The organism is Mucilaginibacter rubeus, from assembly GCF_003286415.2.
Lineage (GTDB): Bacteria > Bacteroidota > Bacteroidia > Sphingobacteriales > Sphingobacteriaceae > Mucilaginibacter > Mucilaginibacter rubeus_A.
The window spans coordinates 4,069,534-4,096,345 of the sequence record NZ_CP043450.1 but is presented as its reverse complement, the minus strand read 5'-3'; the positions used below and the strand labels follow the sequence as shown (position 1 = coordinate 4,096,345).

23 protein-coding genes and 1 tRNA gene are annotated in these 26,812 nt (G+C 43.1%); 10 read left to right on the top strand and 14 right to left on the bottom strand.

Annotated features, from left to right (window positions below; translation table 11 throughout):
• Window positions 1–33: 33 nt before the first annotated feature.
• Entirely contained in the window at window positions 34–1,206 is a 1,173-nt protein-coding gene (locus DEO27_RS16060) for an IS4 family transposase (RefSeq protein ID WP_112576068.1), read from the bottom strand.
• 149 nt (window positions 1,207–1,355) lie between these two features.
• Between DEO27_RS16060 and DEO27_RS16055 the strand changes: the two genes are divergently transcribed.
• Both DEO27_RS16055 and DEO27_RS16050 read left to right on the top strand, forming a co-directional pair.
• Complete coding sequence (locus DEO27_RS16055; RefSeq protein ID WP_112575140.1) at window positions 1,356–2,210, top strand: glycerophosphodiester phosphodiesterase family protein; 855 nt, start codon at window positions 1,356–1,358, stop codon at window positions 2,208–2,210.
• Window positions 2,211–2,342: 132 nt separating this feature from the next.
• Window positions 2,343–3,284 (top strand): AraC family transcriptional regulator, encoded by a 942-nt coding sequence (locus DEO27_RS16050; RefSeq protein ID WP_112575138.1) that lies wholly within the window; start codon window positions 2,343–2,345, stop codon window positions 3,282–3,284.
• A gap of 18 nt (window positions 3,285–3,302) precedes the next feature.
• Here DEO27_RS16050 and DEO27_RS16045 read toward each other — a convergent pair whose 3' ends face one another.
• The 5 genes from DEO27_RS16045 to DEO27_RS16025 form a co-directional block, all read right to left on the bottom strand.
• Window positions 3,303–3,998, bottom strand: coding sequence for a Crp/Fnr family transcriptional regulator (locus tag DEO27_RS16045; protein ID WP_112575137.1), 696 nt, complete (start codon window positions 3,996–3,998; stop codon window positions 3,303–3,305).
• A gap of 247 nt (window positions 3,999–4,245) precedes the next feature.
• Window positions 4,246–4,896: a response regulator transcription factor gene (locus tag DEO27_RS16040; protein ID WP_112575136.1), complete on the bottom strand. Its 651-nt coding sequence runs from the start codon at window positions 4,894–4,896 to the stop codon at window positions 4,246–4,248.
• Window positions 4,897–4,923: 27 nt separating this feature from the next.
• Window positions 4,924–5,730, bottom strand: coding sequence for a sensor histidine kinase (locus tag DEO27_RS16035; protein ID WP_112575134.1), 807 nt, complete (start codon window positions 5,728–5,730; stop codon window positions 4,924–4,926).
• Window positions 5,714–6,379, bottom strand: a complete 666-nt coding sequence (locus DEO27_RS16030) for a hypothetical protein (protein WP_112575133.1) — start codon at window positions 6,377–6,379, stop codon at window positions 5,714–5,716. The genes DEO27_RS16035 and DEO27_RS16030 overlap by 17 nt, the downstream gene beginning before the upstream one ends.
• Before the next feature lie 22 nt (window positions 6,380–6,401).
• Window positions 6,402–6,950 carry a hypothetical protein gene (locus DEO27_RS16025; protein ID WP_146750124.1) on the bottom strand — a complete coding sequence of 183 codons (549 nt, stop codon included), beginning with the start codon at window positions 6,948–6,950 and terminating at the stop codon, window positions 6,402–6,404.
• A gap of 410 nt (window positions 6,951–7,360) precedes the next feature.
• On the opposite strand from DEO27_RS16025, the gene DEO27_RS16020 reads away from it, so the two are divergent.
• Together DEO27_RS16020 and DEO27_RS16015 are read left to right on the top strand one after the other, a co-directional pair.
• Window positions 7,361–7,909 carry an inclusion body family protein gene (locus DEO27_RS16020; protein ID WP_112575129.1) on the top strand — a complete coding sequence of 183 codons (549 nt, stop codon included), beginning with the start codon at window positions 7,361–7,363 and terminating at the stop codon, window positions 7,907–7,909.
• A gap of 142 nt (window positions 7,910–8,051) precedes the next feature.
• Window positions 8,052–8,513, top strand: coding sequence for a GyrI-like domain-containing protein (locus tag DEO27_RS16015; protein ID WP_112575127.1), 462 nt, complete (start codon window positions 8,052–8,054; stop codon window positions 8,511–8,513).
• Between the two features lie 8 nt (window positions 8,514–8,521).
• On the opposite strand, the gene DEO27_RS16010 is transcribed toward DEO27_RS16015, so the two are convergent.
• Window positions 8,522–9,868: a hypothetical protein gene (locus DEO27_RS16010; RefSeq protein ID WP_146750123.1), complete on the bottom strand. Its 1,347-nt coding sequence runs from the start codon at window positions 9,866–9,868 to the stop codon at window positions 8,522–8,524.
• A gap of 329 nt (window positions 9,869–10,197) precedes the next feature.
• On the opposite strand from DEO27_RS16010, the gene DEO27_RS16005 reads away from it, so the two are divergent.
• Window positions 10,198–10,656 (top strand): SRPBCC family protein, encoded by a 459-nt coding sequence (locus tag DEO27_RS16005; protein ID WP_223817962.1) that lies wholly within the window; start codon window positions 10,198–10,200, stop codon window positions 10,654–10,656.
• Window positions 10,657–10,706: 50 nt separating this feature from the next.
• Entirely contained in the window at window positions 10,707–10,928 is a 222-nt protein-coding gene (locus DEO27_RS16000) for a DUF6965 family protein (protein WP_112575124.1), read from the top strand.
• Here DEO27_RS16000 and DEO27_RS15995 read toward each other — a convergent pair.
• Together DEO27_RS15995 and DEO27_RS15990 are read right to left on the bottom strand one after the other, a co-directional pair.
• Complete coding sequence (locus DEO27_RS15995; protein WP_112575122.1) at window positions 10,925–13,030, bottom strand: AAA family ATPase; 2,106 nt, start codon at window positions 13,028–13,030, stop codon at window positions 10,925–10,927. The two genes, DEO27_RS16000 and DEO27_RS15995, sit on opposite strands and share 4 nt — an antisense overlap.
• 206 nt (window positions 13,031–13,236) lie before the next feature.
• Window positions 13,237–15,519: a glycoside hydrolase family 3 N-terminal domain-containing protein gene (locus tag DEO27_RS15990; protein ID WP_112575121.1), complete on the bottom strand. Its 2,283-nt coding sequence runs from the start codon at window positions 15,517–15,519 to the stop codon at window positions 13,237–13,239.
• Window positions 15,520–16,046: 527 nt separating this feature from the next.
• Between DEO27_RS15990 and DEO27_RS15985 the strand changes: the two genes are divergently transcribed.
• Window positions 16,047–16,119 (top strand) — tRNA-Gly (locus DEO27_RS15985).
• 331 nt (window positions 16,120–16,450) lie between these two features.
• Here DEO27_RS15985 and DEO27_RS15980 read toward each other — a convergent pair.
• The 4 genes from DEO27_RS15980 to DEO27_RS15965 form a co-directional block, all read right to left on the bottom strand.
• Window positions 16,451–17,257, bottom strand: coding sequence for a helix-turn-helix domain-containing protein (locus tag DEO27_RS15980; protein ID WP_112575117.1), 807 nt, complete (start codon window positions 17,255–17,257; stop codon window positions 16,451–16,453).
• Window positions 17,258–17,299: 42 nt separating this feature from the next.
• On the bottom strand, window positions 17,300–18,325 hold the full coding sequence (locus DEO27_RS15975; protein WP_112575115.1) for an SDR family NAD(P)-dependent oxidoreductase: 1,026 nt from the start codon (window positions 18,323–18,325) through the stop codon (window positions 17,300–17,302).
• Between the two features lie 267 nt (window positions 18,326–18,592).
• A complete protein-coding gene (locus DEO27_RS15970; protein WP_112575113.1) occupies window positions 18,593–18,835 on the bottom strand; it encodes a hypothetical protein in 243 nt (80 codons plus the stop codon).
• 43 nt (window positions 18,836–18,878) lie between these two features.
• The gene (locus DEO27_RS15965) at window positions 18,879–19,265 is read right to left on the bottom strand and encodes a VOC family protein (protein ID WP_112575111.1); all 387 of its coding nucleotides are present in this window, start codon (window positions 19,263–19,265) and stop codon (window positions 18,879–18,881) included.
• Window positions 19,266–19,511: 246 nt separating this feature from the next.
• On the opposite strand from DEO27_RS15965, the gene DEO27_RS15960 reads away from it, so the two are divergent.
• The 3 genes from DEO27_RS15960 (at window position 19,512) to DEO27_RS15950 (ending at window position 26,212) form a co-directional block, all read left to right on the top strand.
• A complete protein-coding gene (locus tag DEO27_RS15960; protein WP_112575110.1) occupies window positions 19,512–20,618 on the top strand; it encodes a YncE family protein in 1,107 nt (368 codons plus the stop codon).
• Window positions 20,619–21,283: 665 nt separating this feature from the next.
• Entirely contained in the window at window positions 21,284–22,390 is a 1,107-nt protein-coding gene (locus tag DEO27_RS15955; protein WP_112573993.1) for an acyltransferase family protein, read from the top strand.
• A 180-nt stretch (window positions 22,391–22,570) separates the two neighbouring features.
• Window positions 22,571–26,212 (top strand): family 78 glycoside hydrolase catalytic domain, encoded by a 3,642-nt coding sequence (locus tag DEO27_RS15950; RefSeq protein ID WP_112573992.1) that lies wholly within the window; start codon window positions 22,571–22,573, stop codon window positions 26,210–26,212.
• Between the two features lie 137 nt (window positions 26,213–26,349).
• Here DEO27_RS15950 and DEO27_RS15945 read toward each other — a convergent pair whose 3' ends face one another.
• Window positions 26,350–26,760, bottom strand: a complete 411-nt coding sequence (locus DEO27_RS15945) for a cupin domain-containing protein (protein ID WP_112573991.1) — start codon at window positions 26,758–26,760, stop codon at window positions 26,350–26,352.
• Window positions 26,761–26,812: the final 52 nt, after the last annotated feature.

The following is a 26,812-nucleotide window of genomic DNA, read 5'->3' as shown; positions in this document are numbered from 1 at the left end:
CGCTCGGCTCCAGCCCACAGGTGTTGGGAAGAGTTACCAAAAAGGGATGTGTCCATTTGTGGGAGGTTTATCGGGATCTCCACCATAAAGTCTTACAATAAATTTCATGAGTTCGGCTTCCATTTCCAAGGCAAACTGTTGTTTAGCAGACTTACTACTTTTAATTCGATTTAACTTTTGGTAAGTTATTATTAACAGCGATAGGATCATCCTGACATACAGTACGGCTTTGATGCCGTTTATGCTTCTGGATAGTAGATGTGAGAAGTTAAGTTCTTGTTTGATGAATTTGAAGAACACTTCTATATCCCATCTTTTCTTATACAGTGCGGTTATTTCATAAGCTTGAAAATCAAAGATATTGGTCAAAAAAGCGAGTACTTCTCCATTGGGTTTGACTGCTTCGATATATCGATAAACGTTCTTTGTCTTTTTTCCCTTCCTGTTATATAGGTAAAGCTTACGGTCTGTTACCAGCCTAAGCTTATAGTCATCAGGAGTAGCTTCAAATAAGTTATTCTCTTCAACAACTACACTACGTGGGTTCGGATTGATTCGTGTAATAAAATTGATTCCCTGGTCAAAGAGCTCATCATAGGCGTCTCTTGATTGTAGGCCGGCATCGACTATAACGATACTTTTATTAGATGCAGGACAGCCAACAATGGCTTGTTTCAAAGCTACGTTCTCACTGTTAAATGTAGCCTGATGATGAAAAGCCACATACTCAGGTATTTCTGAATAGCCTATAGTAAATTTAAGCTGTTTTACATGTTCCTGGCTTCCTCCGGAACGAAATCCGATCCTGATCAGCTTGGATGAAAGTGATATCAGCGTTGAATCAAAACGCAACAACTGATGCTGTTTATTATCTTTCGAAGGTAATTGGGCTGAAAAACGTTCAATACAATCCTGGTATAAAGCTTCAAAAAAAACCGCGTCCGCACGGCTTAGGCGTTCGCTGATTGAACTGTAATGTATCTTTTGCGCTTCGGATTTGTCAGATAAATGACTGAAAGCATACGAATTAAAGATATTCTCCATTACCCTGAGGCTATTGTGCTTTACTTCGAACTGACTGTAAAGTAATAGCTTAAAAAGGACTGAGACCGGTAGTTTCTTTACCTTATGGTCTGTTTTATGATAGTCAGCCAAAAACGCAAGACGCTCCTCTGGAATTAACTTTAACAAGTCGGGCACACGCATATGCCACTAAAAATACAATTTCTATTTCTCTTCCCAACACCTGTGGGCTCCAGCCGAGTGGCAACTATCAATCGGGCCTCTGGCCGCCGATTAAAGGGGGAATAGCCACTTGGCCGAAGCCGAGCAGCGACGTTTTAAAATAAAATAACATGAAACTAAAACTATTAATACTGGCCTCAGCTATTTCATTATCTGCGGCAGCACAAAACAAGATTCAGGTAACCGCCCACCGCGGCGATTGGCGTAATGCACCCGAAAATTCATTGAGGGCTTTTCAATATGCTGCCCAAATGGGTGTTGACATTGTGGAGCCTGATCTGAAAAAAACTAAAGATGGCGTTGTGGTGATCATGCACGATGGTACCATTGATCGTACAACAAATGGCAAAGGCAAACCTGCCGATTATACTTTTGAAGAGATCAGGAAATTTGGCTTGAAGAATGGCATAGGGCGTGTAACTAAAAATCAGATCCCGACACTTAAAGAAGTAATGTTGGCACTTAAGGGTACAGGCGTAAAGGTAAACCTTGATAAAAGCTATGACTATTATCACGAGGCCCTTGCCGTTTTAAAAGAAACCGGTACGGTACAGCAGGCTATTTTTAAATCGGAAGTGCCTTACGCCGAGCTTAAAGCCCGCTACCCAAGCCTTTTAGATAGCATCATTTATATGCCGGTGGTGAACCTGGACAAGCCGGAAGCAAAACAGATTATTGTTGATTATCTGAAAAATATGAAGCCTTACGCTTTTGAGTTGAACTTCACCAAAGACACTTCGGCTGTTTTGAAGGATAATAAATTTATAACGCAGACAGGCGCTAAAGTATGGATCAACTCGCTTTGGGCCTCATTAAATGCAGGGCACGATGATGATACAGCTGTAGAAGATGATAATAAAAAAGACAGCTGGGATTGGATCATCACGCACGGAGCCACCATCATCCAAACAGATCGCCCGCAGTTAATGCTGGAGTATCTGCGTAAAAAACATTTGCATAAATAGAAATATGAACCGGCTTTAACTTTAGAGCCGGTTTTTTTACGGATTATTTTGACTATTTACACCTCGATGATTTAGACATAAACGTGGTGGCGTATTTATTGCTAAATTCGTGTATTAACTTCAGGGGCTTAAATGAAAACTGTAACTGTAGAAGATTTTTACAAGAATGCCGCTACAATCACCAATAGCAAAGTGGAGGATTTGCTTCCTGTTGATATTAACAAAGAGGTTGGGCATTTCAATGTCTTCAACCTTGCCGACATAATCACCAAAATAAAAAAGGATCCAACCCATGTGCCCTACAATCGTAGGTTGTACTACAAAATAAACCTGGTTAAGGGACGCAATATTGCCGAATATGCTGATAAAGTTATAGATATTGAGAAAAACGCTTTAGTATTTGGTACCCCTAAAATACCGTACAGTTGGAAGCCGCAGGATGCAGACCAGTCGGGGTATTTCTGCATTTTTACTGATGCGTTTCTTGTACAATCAAAAAGTGGTGTAGTGCTTGATGCGTTACCGATTTTTAGTCCGGGAGGTTGCCCCGTGTTTATGCTTACCGACGCGCAGGCGGAGGAGATTAGCCTCATTTTTAAAAAGATGCAGCAGGAAATAGCATCCGATTACCCGTACAAGTATGACCTTATCAGGAACTACGTAATGGAGCTGATTCATTACGGGCAGAAATTACAGCCCTTTACTAACTACAGCAATAGCCACAATGCCTCCACAAGGGTTTCGTCGTTATTTATTGAGTTGCTGGAAAGGCAATTCCCTATAGCATCGCCCGATCAAAAAGTTGTTCTGCGTACCGCGAAAGATTATGCCGACAGGCTTGCCGTACACAGCAACCACCTTAATAAGGTGTTAAAAGAAAGCACCGGAAAAACTACAACAGAGCATATAGCAAGCAGGATCATCCAGGAAGCCCGCATCCTGCTCAAACAAACCGACTGGAACATCTCGGAAATTGCCTATAGTTTAGGCTTTGAGCAACTGTCTCATTTTTCAAACTTCTTTAAAAAGCAAACGTCATTGTCGCCGGTTGAGGTGCGGAATTTGGTTGGGTGAGGTTGTTATTTGTCTTCCTTACAAATCATCATCCTGCGTTAAAGTAAGCAGCCCGTCATGGTTTACGATACTGATCTTTTTACCATTAGTACTGATCAGCTTTTCTTGTAATAGTTCATTAACCACCCTGAAAACCGTTTCATAGGTTGCACCGGCATAAGAGGCTAAATCCTGCCGGGTAAGTTCTACATTAATATGGCCATCCGGATTTGTTCCAAATTGTTCCTGAAGGCTTATGAGGGCCTGGGCTACACGGCCTTTTACCGGCATATGCGCAAGGTTACGCATTTTGTGTTCAGCCTCCTGTAACTCATCAGCAAAAAATAAAAGTAACTGGTATGCAAACTGAGGGTTCACCTTTAAGGTAGCCTCAAAAAACTCCATGTCAATAAAGCATATTATGCCGGGTTCTAAAGCTGTGGCCGAAATAGGGTAGTGGGTTGCGTGTTTGCCTAAAACACGGTGGCCAAAAATAGCGCCCTTATTGGCAAAGCGGATAATAAGCTCTTTGTCGGCACCCCATTTTTTATGAACTTTTACATTGCCTTCATATACAAAATAAATACCCTTCACAGGATCTCCCTCACTGAAAATAACCTGTCCTTTTTTTACGCTAAAGTTCTTTTTGTTGGCTGCTATGGCAGGCAGCCATTCTTTTATGCAGCCTTTGCATAAAAAACACGTGTTATTATCGCATTGAATATTTCTTTTCATTCAAATCTTAAATCAATCAGTCAACCTTAGTTGTAAAAATATTAAGGAAAATTAAATTTATCGATAATTTATTTAATTATTTGCAATTTATATTGCTAATTGTTTGATTTAAATGGATTTTAAATGCTTTTTGTTGACTATATTTTGATATTTTTAATTTATCGTTGTCTTTTATTTTGGTTTTTTCGATGTGTTTTAATGTGATTTTTGTTTTTGAATAAAATTTGTGTTGGATTTTTGTTGATTTTTATTCAATTATTCCATTTTTTACTGCAAACATGACCAGTCCGGCGGTATTTCTAACGCCTACCTTGTCAATTAGCCGCTGTCTGATACCTTCAACAGAGCGTGGACTAAGAAAAAGTTGTCTGCCCATTTCATTAGCTGTTTTTTCGGCACAGATCAGTTTTAGTACATCTTGTTCCCGTTCTGTAAGTTCAACGCCTTCTTTAAAGGAAGGTTTGATGTTGCCTTTTATCACCAGTTTTTTTAACAGCGCGTTACTTACAATATTGTTAAAGTAGTAGCCCGTTTCATGTACCGAGTAAATCGCTTTCCTGATCTCCTCCGCCTCTGCGTTTTTTAACAGGTATCCGTTTGCGCCAATCTCCATTAAATGAATCACGAACTTTTCATCATCATACATCGTTACCACTAAAATTTTTATATCAGGGTATTTCTTTTTTACCAGTTTGGTAGCCTCCATGCCATCCATTACAGGCATTTTAAGGTCCATGATAACAACATCGGGCATATTGGTTTCTATGCCCGATATCAGGTCTTCTCCATCTGCGGCTTCAAGTATCACCTCCAGGTTTTCATCCTGGGTAAGGCCAACTTTCAGGCCTTCCCTGTAAATGGTGTAATCATCGGCTATGGCAATTTTAATAGGTTTCATCGCCTTGTATTTGAAGTGTTGTAATAATTAGATTGTAATTGCCCGCGGGATATTGATGTTAATGTAATACCCCTCAGGTTTGTAATTAAAAGATACTTCGCCCTTTAGCAAAATTATACGGGTTTGGATTGCCTTTAATCCAAGTCCCCGCTTATCAAACTTCAGTTCCTCATATTGGGCGTGACTTAATCCTTGCCCGTTATGGAAAATGCTCAAGTTCAAAGCATCCGGATTATAAACTGATGTAATATGTATTTTTTGAGGTTTGGCGTGTTTAAGTATATTGTTCATTAACTCCTGTACCATACGATATATGCTGATATCGTTTTCATTGGCCTGGGCGGTGTATGAGTCATCAAGATCTGTTGTAATATATATGAGGTCATTATTGGCTATTTTCTCGGCAAAATGCCTGATGGCCTCGTTTAAGCCAAACTCCTTCAGTATACTCGAATGCAGGTTGTGCGAAATGCCGCGCACCTGTTTAATGGCCATATCAAGTAATTCTTGTCCTTTCTCATACCGTGGCTCGTTGTTTTTATCAATAACATTGATCTTTACTCCCTGCAAATGCAGCTTTGATGCTGATAAAATAGCGCCAACCTCGTCATGCAATTCTTCGGCAATGCGGTGCCGTTCGGTTTCTTCGCTGCGTACGGCGGCTTCTATTAGCTGATTTTGCTGTGTTTGGTGCAGCTTTTGTATTTTTTGCTGATACTGGTATTTCTTCCGCTGAAAAAAAATGAAAATGAGCAATATGCTCGCGAATAATGAAAGCATCACCGCTATGCCCATAAAGAGCAGGAGCCTGATATCATCATTCGTTTGTTTCATACAACCCTTTCGCTATAAATACACATAAAATGGTATACGTGAAATTGTGAATGTTCCACAGGTTTATGGCAAAGTTGTGCAAGCGTACCGTTAGTTCATTGTATAATAAAAAAATGAAGAAGTTTACGGTATAGTAAATGCCCAGACCGGTCACTATCCAAAAGTCGGGTTGTTTTTTGCCGGGTTCTTCATCTTCGGTTATTTTAAACAGATAATACTGCATACAATAAAACATCATAATTACCGCCTCAAACGACAGTAGTCTGCTGCTCAGTTGCCCGTAATCAAAAAAGTTTTGATAAAAGCCGAAGTTAATGAGTACAAACCCTAAAAAAACATACGGCGCTAACTTTTTTGTTTTAGATAGAAACTGTTGATTTAGCTTTATAAAAAAGGAGCTGAACAGCAGCAGTCTGACTATGGAATGTACATTATATAGATAATTATTGGTGTTATAGGGGCGTGGCAGTATCGTTTTTAACTTCCATATTGCATCAATAGTTATATTGATTGCCAGCGCCGCCCATAAATAACTAACAACAGGTTTATTAAAGGCCGGCTGTTTTTTCTTCAAACAAAGAATGGCCAAAGGAATGAGCAACGCCCAAACCTCCGACCAGTCAGATATACCTTTAATTAGCTGTTCCACTTTGCAACAGTTTTAGCCAATATTACATTTTTGCCGGAGGTGATGGATTTGAGTCAATGTCCTGTGTGTCCCCATCTGCATAGTTAATAAGCTGGCCATTTTTTACCAGTCCTATAGCATACACCAGGTGCTGGTTCGAAGCTAAGATTTTAGGCGTAAAAACCAGGTAGTCATAATCACGTTTCTTTCCGCTGTCGGTAGATATTACAGCTTTTATTGCTTTTTTGGTAAGGTAGTTATTGCCTAAAACTACGGGGCCGGTTAAGTTAATCAACGTATCTTTTGCAATGGCTAAAGTATCCGGGTGTACCGGGTTAAGGTAGTTGCCGGCAGTGTCAAGGATGTATGATACAAGCTGATAAGGTTTTTTAACATCATCAACCTGCGGACTGTAAAACTGGAAAATGAAACTGTCGGTTGTTGACGAGTCGAGCCAGTAGTTAACCTGGGCAGCGGTGTACTTTACCTGGGCAAACCTGGTAGCCTGCTTGCACGATGTCATGGCGAAAAACAAGCAAACGGCACTTGCTATCGCAATTGGCTTCAAAAAGTTAAGGGGTCGTTTTTTCATGATATTATAGGTTTATATAAGTAGGTAATATAGTTGTATTATTTGTGTTTTGTGTTGTTAATAATAAATTATATAAGTGAGAAATTAATTATACTACTGTGAAATAATTTCACGCAAATTATTGATTTTTCTTATTGTTTATTAATGATTTTCCTTTGTGGCAAAGTTATGATGTGTGAAAAAGTGTGAAAGGGTGTTTTTATGGTTTGTATACGTATAAATACTTATTTTATTTAAGTGGTATTTATTCTCTAATAAGCCGGTTTAAATAAGCGGAAGTTTGTAGTGTGATAAGCAATTGAGAAAAACCGGTTAAGAAGCGCTTCGGTCTTTTTTGCTTTGACAAAGGAGTTAACCCGAAAATCCTTTAAAGAGTAGGGACATTTATTTATCCTAAAACCCTTTTAGTCATGGCAATTACCAGCGAATTTGTCTCCACCACGCAGGAGATCATCAACATCCAGATTGTGATAGATACCGATGCTATCACTACCGATTTTCCAACTCCAAGCCAGGATCCTAACGCTCCTACAGGCCTGCCTCACAATTATATGTATATGGTGGCTACCCGTGGCAATACTATTACCGGTTCCGGCGGCGCCGACCTTAACATCAAAGCCGATGTAGGTGACGTTATACGTTGGTACGCGGTATCAGAGTTCGGCAACTTTGATTCGGCTGTAGTTATTTACAAGTTAGAAAAGTACGCCCAGGATACTGTATTCAATAATGTAACTTTCAGCGTATATACCCGTACTGGTATTTTACCTGCCGATGGTACCGCTATCCCGATTGGCTTTTCAACTCAAAACTTTTGGTTTAACCAAGCTAATGTAGTGGCCAAAGGCACCGAGCAATATAACGTGTCATTTGCACTCTATACACGCCAAAGGGGTGTTGATCAGCCTGTATTATTCGGCTACTATTACTGGGACCCAACCGTTACTGTACAAAGCTAACCCTGCATAAACCTGAAAAAAAAACAAAAGCCCGGCCTATCAGTCATGATAGCGGGCTTTTGTGTTTTTGCGTGATATGCTAAATTAATAGTGGGAGATAAAAAAATGCCGTTATATTAGTTATGCCAAATACAAACCAAATATGGAAGATACAGTACAGGTAATAGCAATTAGTAATCCCATAAAACTTATCGGAAAAGTATTTACAGGTAGTTACTCCGGGGCATCAGCATACGTTACCGCTGTTCAAAATGAGTTAACTTCGGCTCAAATATCCTTTATTCCATATAAAATTTGCGGCATTTATTATGACAACCCGGAGGTTACCCCGGCTGACGAACAAAGAAGCTTTCAAGGTGTAGTTACAGAAGGCAATACTGATCTGTCAGAAACATCACTTACTGCCATTGATATGCTTGGAACGTTCCTGTACACAAGAGTTACCGGCGATCCGATGCAGGCCATCATGAAAGGCTACGGTGATCTGTTTGCGTATATCCATGCACGCCAAACCAAATTGAAATCAAACGCGGGCTACCAGATCCTGACTTTTAGCGAAGGATTAGTAACAACAGAGATCTACATGGAGATTTCTGAAGATTAATTAACCTTTTATGCCCCCGATTTTTTCCTGATCCTTAATAAACCATTAGCGGTGGTAGCGTAAATAACTCCTTTTGAGTCCTGCACCATCTGGTAAATGGTAAATCCAGGTAGCGGCGAATTGTTGTTGTGGTAATTCTCCCAGCCATTGTTCAGGTCAAACCTGACTATGCCCGATTCATCTGTACCCAGCCACAAAACGTGATCAAATTTATCATACAGCATGGTGTTGACGTGGTTGGCAGGCATGCCCGAGTTTTGATCGTTATAATGCAACCAGGTTCCATTAAACTTTAATACTGCCACACCTTCTTTTTCGCTATCAGTTTCGCCGGGTTGTTTATTGCAATCAACCAGTGAGAAGTAAACATTGCCTTTTTCATCCTCAACTGCACCCGAAATGGTAGTATTTTTTAACGGGGTATTGTTAAGGCTATTAAATGAGGTGATAATGTTTTTATCAATCATGATAGTACCTTTTGAAGTACCAATCCAAAGCCGTTTTTGGCCATCTACATAAGCAAAAAGCACATTGCTCGAAGGCATTTCAGGCATCGATTTTTTGTTGATAACCACTACTTTGTCCTTTCGCTTTACAACAAGTCCGTTTGGTGTGGTGAACAATAATTCGCCATTGCGGCTGTTCAGTACCTGGTTTACGCCGCCTGTTAAAAATTGTTTAAAATCAAACAGCTGCCAGCCGCCGCTGCCATACATAAATATTTTGTTGTCGTAATAAACCCACTTGTTGTTGTCCCGGTCAATAGTTACTTCTTTAATATTAGCATCTGACGGGAATGGAGAGTTGTATTCATTAACGGGGATAAAGGTTGTGCCCTCAAAACGGGTCATGCCTTTTTCGGTGGCATACCATAACAAATCCGATTGATCCATCGCTGCCGATTTACTGATATTATCAACCAGCGGTGAGTTGTATTTTGTCCAAACCGTAAAATCGTAGTTTTTTAACGACGGGTTGGCGTAGGTGACGTTTTTATTGTAAATAATCGGGTCGCCCGGAGGTTTCATCTCGGCGAGATCAAGCCTTTGTACCTGGCCATAAACGCCTCCGCTGATAAAGCGGAAGATAACATTTACAGATGCCGCCACAGGTTTGCCATCAATTTTAGCCGGCTTCCAGATACAGCCATTAAGATAGGTTATCAGCTCGTTGGTAAGGGCGCTTTTGGTAGCATCGTTGTGACTGAGCACACAACTGAAGCCACGTTCATCAACCAGCACCTGAAAGGTTATTGCGCCGGTCGCGTCTTTTAGCAGATAACGGTTATTGATCCTTGCAGAAACAAAATCAATGGCAAGCTGATCACAGCTGGCCTTTTCATCGCCGCAGTCCATGCAATAATTAGTGATATTACACATCTCTACCTTTTGCAAAAAAAGATTTTGCGCCGATAGGGCTGAAGGTAAAATAAAGATAAACAGGCAGATAAAAAATATTCTGCGGATTTTAGTTGGGGATAACAATGCCAGCATTACGCTTATAAATAAAAGAAAGCAAACGCGAAACTCCAAGCGAATGATAGTTAAATAATGTTAAACAAAGATACACATCATAAATGAGGATAATATGAAGCCATTTGTTTTTAGCGTGTTTATTACAAACATTTAAAATAGGAGTATGTTTATTAGTCAAAGCCAGTTATTCCAACCAGTAATTATTAAAAATGAAAGCCGAAAAATCAAAAAGCGCCGAAGCGCAAATGTTGATCCGCAAGCCGGTTGAAGAAGTTTTTAAAGCCTTTATTGATCCGGCTATCACTACACAATTCTGGTTTACCAAATCGACAGGTAAATTGGAAACGGGCAAACAAGTAACCTGGTCATGGGAAATGTATGGTGTATCATCGGTAGTTGTTGCTTCTGCCATTAAAGAGAACGAGTTAATAACCATTGAATGGGGAACACCAGCAACAACTGTCGATTTTAATTTTAAGGCTATGGGCGATGATGCTACTTATGTAGAAATTCAGCATTATGGTTTTAACAAAACAGGAGATGAACTCATTGCTGCTATCAAAGATTCGACAGGTGGATTTACCACAGTTTTAGACGGGTTAAAAGCCTGGCTGGAGCATGGTATTCATTTAAATTTAGTTGGCGATAAATTTCCGAAGGGAAAGTAAAGCTGATTGTTTTTTAGCATGAGTATTTTGAAAACAATTACTTTTGCATCATGAGCTACGAAGAATTGAGTGAATACTTTAGTAATGTTACATTACCCCAGGAATTAAGATTAGACCGCGCTACAACTCAGCTCCATGTTGCCGATTTTGTTAAGCAATTATTGAAAAACATGAAAAACTATCCCGATAACTGGCGTCATCAGTACCAGTTAATGCGGATTAAACACGCCCTCGAAAACCCATACAACGGCCCGGAAATCCCAAGATTTTAGGAAAACAGATCATTTTCGCCTAAATAGCTTCTGATCATTTTCAGAATGGGTTCGCCCAGGTCTGTTGCTTTGGCATCACCAAAGCTTTTTAACTGCGACAGCTGGTTTAATGATCGTGGTAGTTTTGCGGTGATGTCGCGAAGCATATTTTCTGATACCAAGGTATGCTCAGGGATTTTGCGCTCAAGACTGGTTGCCTTACGCCAGTTTAATAACTGCTTGTAAAGTTCGGGGTTTACAATTTCCTTTTCTTTTGGCAGGGCTTTTGGGTTCCAGTTTTTGTATACAGGCTTATAGCTTATCCCGGCTTCCTGTACCGATGATAAAATATCCCTGCCCGACGAGGCAATAGGCAGGCGTACAAAGGCGGCTGTTTTTGCCTTCAGGTTTACCAATAAGTGATTTAAGTTATCGTAAAATTCAGCTGGTGGGTTAGTGTTATTTACTGCAGTATAGAAACTGTTAATGGCTTCAGAAAAAGCATTTAGTTTGGGCAGAAAATAGTTGGCGGCATTTTTTAACCTGCCTATAAATACGGTGTTATCCCAAATTAGTTGATCATCGGGCAAAGCGGCGAGTTCTTTCCGGATAAAGCGGTCGCCAACGCTTTTTATATCGGTATCCCAATTAAGGTCTGTTTTGTTGATACTGTCAGATAAAGGGCTGTTTTTAATCCCTCCGGCCAGCATAATAGTTTTGAGTTGTTTCCAGGCGCCGGTAAGCATGGTAAAATCAAATACATCTTTCATCTCTTCCAATGCAATTTGCCGGATAGTACTTTCCAGTAAGCTTTCATCGGGAATAGAAATAGCCGCGTTTTGCATAAAGCTGATGATCTCCGGATCGGTGCGGATATTTTCGGGCCGTACCGGCGATTTCAGGATCATACCTTCTAACGATCGGCAACGGCTTAATGCCACATAAGCCTGCCCGAACGCAAAGGCCGCATCAACATCAATAACCGCTTTTTCAAACGTAAGGCCCTGGCTTTTATGGATGGTTATAGCCCAGGCCAGGCGCAATGGATACTGACTGAAAGATCCATTGTTTTGTTCATTTACCTTTTGCTCATCCTCGGCCAAAGCATACTTTACATTTTGCCAGCTTTCGGGGATCACCTCAAACTCAGATCCATCATCCAGAAAACTTAAACGGATATTGCCCGGCCCCATGGCAATGATGCGCCCGGTTCGCCCGTTATAATATTGCTTTTTACCCGAGCTGTCATTTTTGATAAACATTACCTGTGCGCCAACCTTTAATACCAGTTCCTCTTCGGCAGGGTAGGCTTCCTTTGGGAAATCGCCGGTTACTGTTGCTTTATAAGTATGTGCTTCGCCATCAAGTTCGGTTAAACGCTGCTGATTAATTTCGTTAACCAGTTGGTTATGGGTTGATAGGGTTACGTAGTCCTTAAGCCAGTTGGCATTCAGGTTTGGGTTGTAATGCGCGTTTAGCCTATTAAGCATTGTATTATTGGCATAACCATTCCTGATGCTGTTCAAGATCTCCACAAATACCGGATCTTTTTGGCGATAAACCTGGGTAAGCTCAAAAGTTAGCACCGGGAATTTTTGAAATGCAAGGCTATCGAAAAAATAGGGGCCTTTATAAAAGTTCCTCAATACCGGCCAGTCCTTTTCATAAACAGGAGGGAGCTGAAACAGGTCGCCAATCATCAGCAATTGGACACCGCCAAAAGGTCGTGCCGATCCTTTAACCTGACGCAGTACGGTGTCGATATAATCCAGGGTATCTGCCCGCACCATACTGATCTCATCGATAATAAGCAGATCAAGGCATTTTAATATGTTCGACTTTTCGAGGCTTACCTGTCTTAACAGGATATTGGGATTGTTATGATCGGTTACCGGTACCTGCGGACCGAAAGGCACCTGGAAAAATGAATGGATGGTTACACCTCCGGCATTAATAGCGGCGACCGCCGTAGGCGCTACAACTGCCAGGTTTTTGGTAATGTTTGCCCTGATCCAGCGTAAAAAAGTGGTTTTACCTGTACCCGCCTTACCGGTTAAAAATATAGGCCGGTTTGTATTTTCAATAAATTTAAGGACGAGTTCATGAAAAGGCTCCAACACCATACGCTTGTTATTATATCACCGCTTCCCAACCAGGAAATCATTTTCAAATTTAATAATTAGGTATGAGAGTGAGGGATTGGGTTATCAACAGTTAAAATTCAAGAACGTATTGATAAAAATGGCGTCATTGCGAGGCACGAAGCAATCGCGAACTATACAGAGGGACTTTGCTAATCGGAGATTGCTTCGTGCCTCGCAATGACGTTTTATTCCTTTATAATTACAGTTTTAGTAAACACAATATCATCGGCGGCCTTACCTACCTGTATTTCAAATTCGCCGGGTTCTACTACATATTGCATCTGGTCGTTATATAAACCCAACTCCGAAACAGGTACTTCAAGGGTTACGGTTGTGCGTTTGCCGGCCTTGATCAATACTTTACTAAAGGCTTTAAGTTGTTTTACAGGTGTAGCAACCGAGCTGAATTTATCGTGGATATAAAGTTGCACCACTTCTTTGCCATCACGGGTGCCGGTATTTTCTACATCAACAGATACTTTGATAGTTCCACCCTTGGCCGAAAAAACAGAATCGGCCAAAGTACAATTGCTGTATTTAAAACTGGTATAGCTTAAGCCGTAGCCAAAATTCCAAACCGGCTCGGGTTTATCAAAAATGTAGTGCATTTTAGGATCTTCGGGTGTGCCGGGCTGGTCAAATGGTTCTTCCCGGTCGGTTACATAATGATTGTAGAAACAAGGGGTGTTACCCGTGCTGCGTGGGAACGATACATTTAGCCTACCCGATGGGTTTATTGCACCGGTAAGGATATCGGCAAGGGTACGGCCTTGTTTTTCGCCGCCATACCATTGTACAAGCACCGCATCGGCATTGTCTTTAACCCATGGCATAGCCAAAGGCTTACCCGCGATAAACACCACAACCATTGGCTTGCCGGTGGCTTTTATAGCTTTCAGTAAATCCATTTGTACCCCCGGTAGCTCAAGCGACGAAAGGTCGAAACCCTCGCCGGATGTTGAGTATTTAGGGCTACGGCCTAAAAATGTACTGCGTGTACCGATAGCAACAATGGCGATATCGCTTGCCTCTACAGCCTTAACAGCCTCGGCAATGTGCGTTTTATCCTGGCTCCACCAGTCGCAGCCCTCGGCGTTGTTTATTGTAATTTTATTGCCGATAACTTCCTTAAGGCCCTGCAGTAAAGTTGTTCCTTCTTTCGGATTACGTTGGGTCCAGGAGTAATCGCCAAAAATGGTTTGGTTACTGTTGGGGCCTACAACAGCTATCGATTTGTATTTGGACAGGTTTAGCGGCAAAATATTGTTGCTGTTTTTAACAAGTACTGCACTTTCGTCGGCTACTCCTTTGGAAATAGCTACGTTGGCGGCACTGTGTACCACTTTATCAACCCTGGCCGGATTGCCATAAGGAGCGTCAAACAAACCCAGGGTAAACTTAACCGTCAAAACCCGGCGAACTGCCAGATCAATGTATTTCAGATCCAGTTTACCGCTTTCAACCAATTTTTGCAGGTGTTGATACGCATCGTCAATATCAAGATCGATGCCGGCGATGAGGGCCATCTTAGCGGCATCTTCCTGGGTTGAAACAGCATGGTGGAAAGTTAACAGCCGGTCAACCGATCCCCAGTCAGAATATACATAACCTTTAAAGCCAAGTTCGCTGCGCAGTATATCGGTCATGTAGTAATGAGAGCCGCTAAGCGCGATGCCATCGTATGAACTATAGCATGACATAACCGCCAGCGGATTGGTTTCGGCGATAACCCTTTTAAAGGGGTACATATACAGGCTGCGCAGCTCGCGTTCACCGCCGCTTACATTAGCACAATTCAACCCTCCTGAAGGGGAGCCGTGAGCCATGAAATGTTTAGGCGTACAGGTGATATTGTATTTTTGATAACCATTTACAAAGGCAATACCCATTTGAGCTATCAGGTAAGGGTCTTCGCCGTAAGTTTCTTCAACACGGCCCCATCTTAGCTCGCGGGCAATATCCAATACCGGCGAAAGGATCTGGTGAATGCCGATCACATCAGCTTCGGCCCCGGCGGCTTCGGTCATTTTACGGATTAGCGCCGGGTTAAAGGTACTGCCCTGAGCAAGTTCCTGCGGAAACAGGGTACAACCATTTTGCAGGATACCTTCAATTCCCTCTGCCGCGGTAAGGATAGGGATGCCCAGCCTGGTTTTGGTGAGCATGTAGATTTGCAATTTCTGGTACATATCGGCACAATCGGCCGCTTTCATGTTCATTTCATGGGTGCAGCCGTAACTCTCGCCTTTAAAAATGTTTTCAATTTCATCAGCCCGGCCCGATGCCCTGTTTTGCAGCTGCTCAATTTTTTCTTTGAGCGTCATTCGCGCCATCAAGTCTTCAACTCGGGCGTTTACAGCTGCTTTTTTGTTTTTGTATAATGGGGTATCGGCCGCCATACGCAAGCCACCAAAGCTTTTTATCGTAATTAAAAGTAGTAAGGGGATTAAAACGGAACTTCTTTTCATAGAATATTAGGTAGTGGGCGTATTTGGTTTTGATTATAGGTTAAATGACATTCGCAATCGATTGCGAATGTAGATGCGAAGATAAAACGTTTCACCAATTTGAACAAATGACTTGAGATTAATTTATGGCTACTGATATAGGGTTTGAACTGGCCATTATTTTGTGGATCTGAATGCGGCAAAGTAGTTCTTTGACCCCGTTATAAAAATGGACAAACCTAAATAAATGATGGACTAAAATATCGGACAAGCAGGGCAAAAGCTTGGAGAAATTAAGAAAGAAGGGAGCAATTTCCGTCAGTTGATTTTACGGGGTAATTACGCAAAATGGATAATGAAAAGGAGAAATAGACCATTTTTGAAGTTTTTTGAGTACCTGTTTTTTGATGAGGTCAACGATATTTGATAGGATTGCGAAATTTTGCTTGTGTAAATATTTGATTAAAAGCATGTTAATTTTAATACTTAAAAAGTGAAAAAATATTTTGACTGCATATACCTGAAGTTATATATTTGCGGCCACCAACGCGAAAGTAGCTCAGTTGGTAGAGCACGACCTTGCCAAGGTCGGGGTCGCGAGTTCGAATCTCGTCTTTCGCTCAAAAGCCTTTCTCTGTTCAGAGAAAGGCTTTTTCTTTTTCAGTCTTTTTAATTCTTCCTTGAGACCTATGGTTTATTCGCAATTTAATAGTTTCTAATTCCCCGTAGGGGATACCTGTTTGTAGCAAAATAAATATAATAATCCTTTGCCTCGTAGAGGCTACCCTTTCAACATGGTTATAAACATCGCCGTATTTGGGTAGCACCTAACGGCGCAAATGGTTGTTTTTGTCTTCTGGCTACAAATAGGTAGCACCGATGGTGCATCATATCATGACGTACATCTGCTATCGCCTTCAAGGTGGAATTGCACAATCCCGCGTTGTTTTGATTAATGGCTGTCAGCCGTTGGCGAATAACTGAAATGCTTCTTAAAAGCATAGGTAAAATGCGACAGGTTTTCAAATCCCACTTCAGCATATACATCTGATGGTTTCCTGTTTTGTTCCCTGATGCGGTAATGCGCCAGTTCCAATCGTTTTTGGGTGAGCCACTTTTGTGGGGTAGTGTCAAAGCTTTTCTTAAAGTCCCTTTTAAAAGTGGTAAGGCTGCGACCGGTGAGGTAACCAAACTTTTCCATCGGCATATTGAACATGAAGTTTCGCTCCATGAAATTGGTGAGGTCAATTTTACCCGGCTCCTGGAAATTGGCCAGTATTCCATCTATATCGCCGTCAATTATCCTTAAAATATTGATAGCTTCTTCAATTTTCAGCGAAGCAAGGTTTTCCGGCAATCCATCCTTCAGGTCAAAGTACGGGATCAGCGAGGCCAGGCAGCTTTCCAATAGCGGGTGCTTACCAAAGTTCCTGATCCCTGGCGAATGCAACAGGCGAGCCTTTGGCGGGTTCTTGGTATAAAACTCTTTGAGCATTGGCATGGTGAGGTGCATGGCCACTGTTTTATGTGGTAAACCATCCTTGGGATAGTTAATTACCGTGGTTAGCTGATTACGGGGGATCAGGAATATATCACCGGCACCAAAAACATGTATCGAATCGGCCTGCACTATCTTTGTTTCGCCCGAAATAAACCAGATCAGCATGTGATGTTCAAACAACACCTCTGTTCGGAATGGTTTATCCTCAAAATTTGAGAGTTTAATATCTGGGCTTAAATAATGTGTTTTAAATTCCATGGTTCATTGATGCTGCCGGTTAATATAAAGCTACAACTGATCTTAGTTTGCCGCAAATTTTACGCCTGTCATTTCTTCGCTCAAGGTCCACAGCTTTTGGGCGCTTTCAGCATCAACCGAATATGGTTTTACGCCACGTAAAGTAAGGGGCTCATCGTATTTATGTTCAATGTCCCCAAGGTCCAGATTGGCAACATCTGCATTTTCACAATATACACCACCTATGTTATCGAGCTGCGGACTGGTAGCACACCATACCGAGGTGGCTGCACCCTGTTCTACAGTTTTTAGCCGGGCCGCTACTTCCGGCAATATATTTCCGTCGGCGTCAAACATGCCCATCTGCTGAAATAACTCTACCGAGGCGGCTCGGCCAAGGTCGGTACCATTTACAGAGCCAGGATGTAGTGCGTAGGAGCGAACCCCGAAATCTTTAGCGCGGTGGTCAAGTTCGACAGTAAAAAGATTGTTGGCTGTTTTTGATTGACCGTAGGCCGTCAGGGTTTCGTAATCGCGATGAAGGAAGTTGGGATCGTCAAAATCAAAAGGCGAAATCTGGTGACCGTAAGAAGATACATTGATCACCCTTGCCCCATGGGCTTTTTTAAGCGCCGGCCAAAGTAAGGCGGTAAGCTGGAAATGCCCGAGGTGATTGGTTGCCAGTTGTGATTCATAACCCCTTGCATCGCGCTGAAGCGGCACCCACATGATGCCTGCGTTATTGATGAGCAGGTTAAGCGGCGCAGCAGTTTTCAGAAAACCTACCGCGAAGGAATCGATAGAGGCCGGATCCATCAGATCCATCACCTTAATGGTTACGTTAGGTACGCCTTCGAGATTTTTAGCGGCTTTGTTGTAATCACGTGCAGGTACAATAACTTTTGCCCCGGCTGATACCAACGTTCTTACGGTTTTTAAACCGATGCCCGCATAGCCGCCGGTTACTATAGCTGTTTTGCCACTAAGATTTATCCCTTTAATAACGTCGGTAGTGGTTGATTGGGTGCCAAATCCTGAATCCAGCGGTTTCTGTAATGCTCCATTATAATTATCTTTTATTTGTTCCATTTTTTTAATGTTTTAATGAAACAAAAGTATAGGCAAGGGGTTACAGCACTTTTGTTTTAAAGGCCGATGTTTTTTGTTTTAAAGATCATTTTTATGCAAAATAGATCTGTAACAGTTTTGATACAATAAGATCAGTGATAGGAGCGGGTATCAGGTAGGTGCTATGGCAGGGTTAAATCTTCCCCGGTTCGGGAAAGTTTGTATACGCCTGATTTACCTGTTAACGGGCATAAAGGTGGGGTTTCGGGGTAAATTCCTATAATGTTTTCAGGAAAACGTTTTGCGGTAACTATACCAGCGAATAACCTTCAGTAGTTCCTCTTCTGAAATGGTAACGCCGCCTGTTTGCTGAAAAGCCAGTTCTTTATCCAAAATAGTGGCCCTGAGCGGTTCTGGTAAACCCGGACTGGGCTGTGCTCCCGGGTCAAACACACACACGCTGCTGCCTGAACCCGGAATTAAAATAACGTCTACCCCATCTACGGAGTTCAGTAAATAATGTTGATCCATGCTATACCAGCGGCAAAAAGTGTACCTGTTAGCAGTTAGACCGTTACAGTGGCCTGCCAAAAAACAGGATATAACCATCGGTATCTGCCAGCTCAAAACCACGCAGGCCGTCGTGTGTATCCTGTAATGGTTGGGTGAAAGTAACATCCCGTGATATGAATTCTGCAGCGAGTATATCCGGGTTAGGAACGCTTACATAAGCATCCCAACGGGCATCCCGGGCACGACTGGAATTAGGAAGCGGATCTGCCTCTACCGCCTTAAGAAAGATCATAGCTCCATCGCGCTGCACAATGGCAAAAAACGGATCATGAGCAGGTTCCTGGAAAACAGTTTCAAAGTTGAGCATTTCACCATAAAACGAAAGTGAAGCCGTGACGTTATGAACGATAAAGAATGGAGCGATGCCTGCGATATATGCCTGATTCATTGAGGGGAATTGCTTACATAAATATATGGAGCGGATAGTAGATAGGCAATAGCTTTCATCTCAGTTTTACGGCGGCTGGTCTATTAAAAATGAGTCGTAATAGGTAACGTTCTGGTTATCGTCGATTTGTATGCCGTTGGCAGGGAAAACAATTTAGGGGATCAGTATATTTGTTTTAAGGAGAGATCAGTTCTTATGGTCATATCCTTCATCGAGTTATAAACCGTTCTCCAATCTGTAAGCCCTATGAATAAAACTACACGTAACCTGGCTTTTAAAACTGCAAAGTCCAGCCTGAGTAAATTGTTTACTTTAAGTTTTCTGTTGATAGTTTTTATTGCCGCCAGATGTAAGGCACAGTCAACACCATCGCGCACGCTGCTTGCGCTTTCTAAAAGTGATCATACCCTGTCTGTTATCGATCCGGTTACGCTGAAGGTTATAGCCAGTGTGCCCGTAGGTTCCGATCCGCATGAGGTTATCGCCTCGGCTGACGGGAAAACGGCTTATGTATCCATTTATGGCGGCGGGAGCCTGCACGAGCTTAGCGTGATTGACCTTGTAGCACAAAAAGCTTTACCCGCGCTTGATACCAGGCCGTTAATGGGGCCGCATGGCTTAACCTTTGCTGCAGGTAAAGTGTGGTTTTCGGCAGAAGGAGCTAAAGCTGTTGGCCGTTATGATCCGGCAACAGGTAAATTTGATTGGGCTATGGGAACAGGGCAGGACAGAACACACATGATCTATGTTACTGCAGATGGGAAACAGGTTTATACTACTAATGTAAACTCGGCAACTGTAAGTATTTTGACAGATAGCCCGAGTAAACCGGCAGGTCCTCCGCCCGGACCAACCCCTCCAGCCGGAGCGACACCACCGCCCGGATTTGCACCTCCGGCACGTCAGGAATGGGTGCAAACTGTTATTCCGGTGGCCAAAGGGTCTGAAGGTTTTGATGTATCACCCGATGGCCGTGAATTGTGGACTGCAGGTGCCGAAGATGGTAACATTTCAGTTATTGATGTTACAGCCAAAAAAGTAACCGCTACAATTGATGCGAAGGTTGTGGGAGCCAACCGTCTTCAGTTTACGCCTGATGGCAAACGGGTATTGGTTACCAGTCTCCGGACAGGTGATCTGTTTATTTTTGACGCGGCATCGCACCGGGAAATAAAACGCATAAATACCGGCCGCGGCGCGGCGGGCATCCTGGTAGATGATGACGGATCACGCGCCTTTATAGGTTGCACTTCTGATAACTATGTGGCCGTGGTTGATCTTGAAAAATTAGAAGTAAGCGGGCATATTGATATTCGCGGGGCAGATGGTTTAGCCTGGGCAGTTAGGCGATGAAAAAAAATGCGCCTCTCGCGCTGAGTGGGAGAAAATAGAGATCTGCAAAGGCTAAATGACATATCCGCCGCGTCATTGCGAGGCACGAAGCAATCGCACAGAGGCAGGTAATGACTATTGTTGTATTGAACTTACATCGTCGCGCTCTTGGCCGCGCGGGGCCAGGTACTTTTGTCGCCACAAAAGTACCCAAAAGGGCTTGCAGCAGAAAGGCTTCTTTGCGCTCATCCTTCCCTCCAACCCGCCGCCCGGCCTTTGCCCTGCAAAACGAACAGAACCACGGGCTGCAATTATTTTGCCCCGATTCGCCCTATCCCCAGCTTCTGCAAAAACTTGCTATGCCCCTGCAGCCGCACATTCCCCGCATTGTTCTGCCCGTTTTCACCCGAAGCTGATCTGCTGCGAAAAACATCCGATTTTAATTATGTCATGGGTAGCATGTCGAAGGGTCGCGCGCAGAGGCATGGCCCGCTATGCTTCGACAGGCTCAGCATTACCCCATTTTTAATTATGTCATTGCGAGTAACGAAGCAATCGCATGCTATACAGAGCGACCATCCTTCCTTGCAACAATGATATGATAAATCGATTTTCTACTTGATAGATGCATTTTTTTTATATTTTGCGCCGATTTTAATTCTTATCCTGCAAATCTAAATTTATTAATGAACAATAATGAGCTGGCCACCAAGCCACACTATCCCATCTTAGATGGCCTTCGCGGCGTCGCGGCCATAATCGTGGTAACCTTTCACTTAACTGAGCCTTTAGCAACCGGTCATTTAGATAATCTTGTCAATCACGGCTATCTCGCTGTCGACTTTTTCTTTTTACTATCAGGCTTCGTGATTGGCTATGCATATGACGACCGTTGGCATAAAATGACTGTCGGCAGTTTTTTCAAACGTCGTATCGAACGTCTGCAACCCATGGTGGTTTTAGGGATGACCCTCGGCGCTATCGGGTTTTATTTTACAGATTCTACACTTTGGCCGCTCATTCATACCGTTCCGGTTTGGAAAATGCTGCTGGTAACGCTGATCGGTTATACTATTCTGCCGGTGCCGCTATCGCTTGATATCCGTGGATGGGAGGAGATGCACCCGATGAATAGCGTGGGCTGGTCGTTATTTTTCGAATACATTGCCAACATTCTTTATGCTGTCTGGATCAGGAAATTTTCTAAAACGGCATTAAGTATCCTGGTTGGCATTGCCGCTATCGCGCTTGCACACCTGGCTATTAGTAATGGCGATGTCAGCGGTGGCTGGACGTTGAATGTAGAGCAGGTCAGGATCGGGATAACCCGTACCATATACCCTTTCTTTGCCGGTTTGTTACTTTCACGCATAGTTAAGCCAACTCAAATTAAAAACGCTTTTTTATGGTGCAGTCTTTTAGTGGCCATTGTACTGTATATGCCGCGCATTGGCGGTGCCGAGCACGTTTGGATGAACGGGATCTATGAATCGGTTTGTATCATCATCGTTTTCCCGGTTATCGTATACCTTGGCGCCAGTGGCGTGTTGCAAACTCAACGCGAGAACAAGATCTGCAAATTCCTGGGTGACATATCCTATCCGCTTTACCTGGTACATTATCCACTGGTTTACTTTTACGTAGCCTGGATCAGCAATAACAAGGGCATCACCATTGCACAAGCCTGGCCCTACGCGTTACTTATTTTGATAGGTGGAATTGGTTTAGCCTACGTCGCACTGAAATGGTATGATGAGCCGGTTAGGAAGTGGTTGCGGAAAAAGCTTGGGTAAGGGGGATTTGAGGGCTAAAATAACACCAAGCCCCCGATAGAATATTGGAGCTTGGTACCGATAACATTATGGGGCCATGGTATGCAAGAAAATTACATATCAGGGGGTAAGTAGGGGACAGTTAAGCGCTATTTAATATGCATATTGCTTTAACCAATTATTTTTACTGTAAACCCAACTATGATAAAAAGTCGCGCCTCGATAGCCCCATCGGCTGCCTTTATTTTATTGCTGTTATTTTCATTCACATGCATTAACCTTTATGCTGCAGCGAAAGGAACCAGAATTGTTAACCTGCAGGTAGAGTACACGGAGCATCCTATTGGCATTGATGTTAAACTGCCCCGGTTTAGCTGGCAGATGCTTGCGCCCGAAGGGGCGAGGGGATACACCCAGACGGCCTATCAAATTACGGTAAAAGATGCACAGGGAAAAGTGGCTTGGAACAGCGCCAAAATGAAAAGTGGAGCAGCTTTAGCTGTGGTTTATGCAGGCTCTGTACTCAAAGCCACAACCCGTTATAGCTGGACGGTGAACGTATGGGATCAAACGGGCGGTGTTTCATCCGCCAGCTCATGGTTTGAAACCGGGCTGATGGATACCGGCATGTCGGCCTGGGATGGCGCGCAATGGATAGGAGGCGGGGATGATGACCTTGTGCTTTATGCGCATTATCTGCCGCTGTATAACCTGAAGTATAAAATAACCATTGCCGAGGGCAGCTCAAAAGCGAGTATTGTTTTTGCAGCCAATGATCCGCGTTTGATGGATAGCAATAAAAATATCTTTCAACTGGCAAATAAAAAAAATCAATCATACTTTAAGGTTGAGCTGGATATTTCAGGTCTGGCGCAGGGTGGTAACGCGAACATTAATGTATACCGTGCTGGATACTCTGATAAGGATACCTCAGATAAAGTTTTTAAAAGCTTCCGGATAAAAACCGACCTGATTGGCAATGGCAATAAGAACAAACCGCACGCCATCCAAATCCATAATGAATTTGGTACGCTCACATTTACTGTTGATGATGATAAAACATTTATTGCCGACGAGAAAAGCGGTGTAGCTGTTGCCAAGCCGGTACCGGCCAATCGTGGAGCTGTAATTACGCTCAACCCACTGGGGGCGGGTCATGATGTGATCTCGTACGGCATGTTGGGTGAAATCGGTTTCTCTGCAGATAAAGGGCAAAAAGCGGCGTTTTCTGAGTTATCGGTTTCCAATATCAGGTCGCCACGTAATACCTTGTTCAGCGAAAAGCCTGAGGCAAATAATTATAGTGGCATTTTTAGGGAAGCGGTTGCTTCGGCTACATCAGGCTTAACTATAAAAGATGGAAAATATGAACTGAACGGCGGGAACGCGGGAGCTTTTGTCCTTGCCGACCCAAGCCGCAATGCTATGCCAATGCTGCGCTCGGTATTTAACACGGATAAAGCAATTGCCAAAGCACGGCTTTATGTAACCGCGAGAGGTATTTATGAGGTTTATCTGAACGGTAAAAGGGTGGGGAATGATTATTATAACCCTGGGCTTACCCAATACAACAAAACCCACCTTTACCAAACTTATGATGTAACCTCCATGATAGGTAAAGGGCAAAACGCTATTGGCGCCATGCTTGGCGAAGGGTGGTGGAGTGGCCTGCTAAGCTACGGTTCGATCTGGAACCATTTTGGCGACAGGCAATCGCTGCTGGCTAAACTGGTAATTACCTATGCCGATGGTTCGGAGGATGTGATCAAAACCAACGAAAAAAATTGGAAATATTTTAATCATGGCCCTGTAGTTTATAGCAGTTTAGATATGGGCGAGGTTGATGACGCTACAAGAGAGGCAGCTGTTAAAAATTGGAATACGGCAACTTATGATGATCACGACTGGCAAAAGGCCACATCAATATCGCTTAAGGGGACAACTTATACAGGCGATGAGACTGATTACTTCGGAAAAAAGATCCCGCTTGAGTTTGGTGATATTTCGCTGATCGGACAGATCGGAACATCAGCAGGCATTTATAAAACGCTGACTGCAAAAGCAGTCAAGGAAGTTAGAAAAGGCGTGTATGTTTATGATATGGGGCAGAACTTTGTGGGAGTGCCTAAAATCAGCATCAAAAATGGTATTGCCGGCAAGAAACTCACTTTTCGCTATGCTGAGATCCTGTACCCAGATCTCAAAGAATCCGGCAAAAATGTAGGCATGATTATGACCGAGAATTACCGTGCAGCCCTAAGCCAGGATCTTTATATCATGAAGGATGGTGAACAGGTGTTTCAGCCGCATTTTACTTCGCACGGGTATCAGTATATTGAGATTACCGGTATTGATAGTCCGTTGCCGCTTAACGATGTGCAGGGACTGGCAATCAGTTCGGTAAAGAAACTAACGGCCGATTATGCTACCTCCAACCCGAAAGTGAATAAACTATGGTCAAACTTGACCTGGTCAAACATCGATAACTTTTTAACCATACCTACAGATTGCCCCCAAAGGAACGAGCGGATGGGTTGGTCGGGCGATATCAGCATCTTTTCGCGTACTGCCACTTATGTATCCAATGCCGATCAGTTTTTGCGCAGACATATGCTGGCCATGCGCGATATGCAGACCGAGCAGGGCAGGTTTACTGACATAGCCCCAGTAGGTGGTGGTTTTGGTGGTGTGATCTGGGGAAGCGCCGGGATCACTGTTGCTTGGGAAACCTATCAGCAATACAATGACGTAGCCCTGCTTGCCGAGCATTATGATGCCATGAGCAAGTATATGGATTATGTGGATTCGACAGTCGATCCTAAAACAGGCTTCAGTACTGATGGTGTACTCGGTGATTGGCTTGGTCCGCAGTATATGCAACTGGGCACCGCTTTCCCGGTTACTGCATATCATGTTTATGATCTGGGAATTATGGCGAAGGTTGCGGCTATTTTAGGGAAGAAAGACGATGCCGAAAAGTTCAGGAAGAAATACGATGAGCGTAAAGCATTCTTTAATAAAACCTTTGTTAATGCCGATAAAAAGGCAGTTGGTTTGATTGGCGGCGGTATGTTTGGCGAACCGGGCAAAAAGGAGTTTAAAGAATCGGATACCCAAACCGCTTATGCTACTGGTTTGGCGCTCGGGGTGTTCAACACAGACAATATCAGCGACATGGCAAAAAATCTGGCAGCCGCTGTTGAGCGTGAAAATAAGGACGACCAGGGAATTGTTCGCCCGGCTTATTCTTTGATGACAGGCTTTGTAGGTACCGCCGGCATCAGCAAGGCGCTTTCTGATCATGGGCATTCAGATCTGGCCTATAAACTACTGCAAAACGAACATTACCCGTCATGGCTGTACGCTATCGATCAGGGTGCTACAACCATTTGGGAAAGACTGAACGGCTATACCGTAGAGAATGGTTTCGGTGGAAATAACAGTATGAACTCATTCAATCATTATTCATTCGGTGCTATCGGCCAATGGATGCTGGCTTATTCCATCGGCATCCAACGCGATGAACCAGGCTTTAAAAAGTTTATCCTGCAACCAGAGCCTGATCCTACCGGGGGGATGACCTGGGCAAAAGGATCCTATGATTCGCCTTATGGCAGGATAAACAGCAGTTGGTCTGTAAGTGGCAAAACATTAACTTATAATGCTACGGTGCCTGCAAATACTTCGGCAACATTATTGTTGCCTGCAAGCACTGCTAAACAGGTAACTGAAGGTGGTAAACCTACTACCGGTGCAAAAGGTATCAGTTTTGTCAGGTTTGAAGGTGGCAAAGCTGTTTATAAATTAATGCCCGGCTCTTATCAGTTTAAATCGAGCTTGTGATTGTTTTCTGTGCCCGATAAAATAAGATAGCGTCATTGCGAGGAACGAAGCAATCCCCGATTAGCAGGTTGGCCCTGTATAGTTTGGGATTGCTTCGTTCCTCGCAATGACGCGTGTTATTCAGCTTTAACCCCTTTTTACTTTATAAGCGTAACAAGCGGCTTGTCTTTTTCAACAATATAAGTAGCAAGTTCAACTGCCTTGGTGTCGCCCACATTTTTTACCGCATGCACCGTTCCGTAAGGGATAAACAAAACATCACCTGCTTTTAGCGTTGCCGGTTGTTTGCCCTCTACCTGGTATTCTAACACGCCTTCAAGTACATAAATAATTTCTTCGCCGGGGTGTTTGTGCTGTGGATAGGATTGACCTTTTTCAATATCTACACGGATTTGTACCATTTCGTGGTTGGGAATGCTGAGGTCATGACGTTGCAATTCGGTACGACCGCTTATTTTCTGCTGTGCCTGAGATGATGCAGGCAGTGTAAAAATGGCCAGGATGGCGATAATGATGACTGTAGCCAGTCTATTTTTATTAGTTTTCATAGCTTTGGGTTTTAATTTTTAGTAAAGCTACAACCGCATTTGCCTGTAACAG

What these genes read in the sequence shown, in the direction of transcription:
- DEO27_RS15995 (WP_112575122.1), bottom strand. Translation starts at nt 13,030, where the DNA reads ATGGTGTTGGAGCCTTTTCATGAACTCGTCCTTAAATTTATTGAAAAT.
- DEO27_RS16025 (WP_146750124.1), bottom strand. Translation starts at nt 6,950, where the DNA reads ATGAAAAAACGACCCCTTAACTTTTTGAAGCCAATTGCGATAGCAAGT.
- DEO27_RS15965 (WP_112575111.1), bottom strand. Translation starts at nt 19,265, where the DNA reads ATGAATCAGGCATATATCGCAGGCATCGCTCCATTCTTTATCGTTCAT.
- DEO27_RS15990 (WP_112575121.1), bottom strand. Translation starts at nt 15,519, where the DNA reads ATGAAAAGAAGTTCCGTTTTAATCCCCTTACTACTTTTAATTACGATA.
- DEO27_RS16045 (WP_112575137.1), bottom strand. Translation starts at nt 3,998, where the DNA reads ATGAAAAGAAATATTCAATGCGATAATAACACGTGTTTTTTATGCAAA.
- DEO27_RS15950 (WP_112573992.1), top strand. Translation starts at nt 22,571, where the DNA reads ATGATAAAAAGTCGCGCCTCGATAGCCCCATCGGCTGCCTTTATTTTA.
- DEO27_RS16015 (WP_112575127.1), top strand. Translation starts at nt 8,052, where the DNA reads ATGGAAGATACAGTACAGGTAATAGCAATTAGTAATCCCATAAAACTT.
- DEO27_RS15970 (WP_112575113.1), bottom strand. Translation starts at nt 18,835, where the DNA reads ATGGATCAACATTATTTACTGAACTCCGTAGATGGGGTAGACGTTATT.
- DEO27_RS16020 (WP_112575129.1), top strand. Translation starts at nt 7,361, where the DNA reads ATGGCAATTACCAGCGAATTTGTCTCCACCACGCAGGAGATCATCAAC.
- DEO27_RS16055 (WP_112575140.1), top strand. Translation starts at nt 1,356, where the DNA reads ATGAAACTAAAACTATTAATACTGGCCTCAGCTATTTCATTATCTGCG.
- DEO27_RS16035 (WP_112575134.1), bottom strand. Translation starts at nt 5,730, where the DNA reads ATGAAACAAACGAATGATGATATCAGGCTCCTGCTCTTTATGGGCATA.
- DEO27_RS16010 (WP_146750123.1), bottom strand. Translation starts at nt 9,868, where the DNA reads ATGGACTGCGGCGATGAAAAGGCCAGCTGTGATCAGCTTGCCATTGAT.
- DEO27_RS16060 (WP_112576068.1), bottom strand. Translation starts at nt 1,206, where the DNA reads ATGCGTGTGCCCGACTTGTTAAAGTTAATTCCAGAGGAGCGTCTTGCG.
- DEO27_RS15945 (WP_112573991.1), bottom strand. Translation starts at nt 26,760, where the DNA reads ATGAAAACTAATAAAAATAGACTGGCTACAGTCATCATTATCGCCATC.
- DEO27_RS15955 (WP_112573993.1), top strand. Translation starts at nt 21,284, where the DNA reads ATGAACAATAATGAGCTGGCCACCAAGCCACACTATCCCATCTTAGAT.
- DEO27_RS15975 (WP_112575115.1), bottom strand. Translation starts at nt 18,325, where the DNA reads ATGGAACAAATAAAAGATAATTATAATGGAGCATTACAGAAACCGCTG.
- DEO27_RS16050 (WP_112575138.1), top strand. Translation starts at nt 2,343, where the DNA reads ATGAAAACTGTAACTGTAGAAGATTTTTACAAGAATGCCGCTACAATC.
- DEO27_RS16000 (WP_112575124.1), top strand. Translation starts at nt 10,707, where the DNA reads ATGAGCTACGAAGAATTGAGTGAATACTTTAGTAATGTTACATTACCC.
- DEO27_RS16005 (WP_223817962.1), top strand. Translation starts at nt 10,198, where the DNA reads ATGAAAGCCGAAAAATCAAAAAGCGCCGAAGCGCAAATGTTGATCCGC.
- DEO27_RS15960 (WP_112575110.1), top strand. Translation starts at nt 19,512, where the DNA reads ATGAATAAAACTACACGTAACCTGGCTTTTAAAACTGCAAAGTCCAGC.
- DEO27_RS15980 (WP_112575117.1), bottom strand. Translation starts at nt 17,257, where the DNA reads ATGGAATTTAAAACACATTATTTAAGCCCAGATATTAAACTCTCAAAT.
- DEO27_RS16040 (WP_112575136.1), bottom strand. Translation starts at nt 4,896, where the DNA reads ATGAAACCTATTAAAATTGCCATAGCCGATGATTACACCATTTACAGG.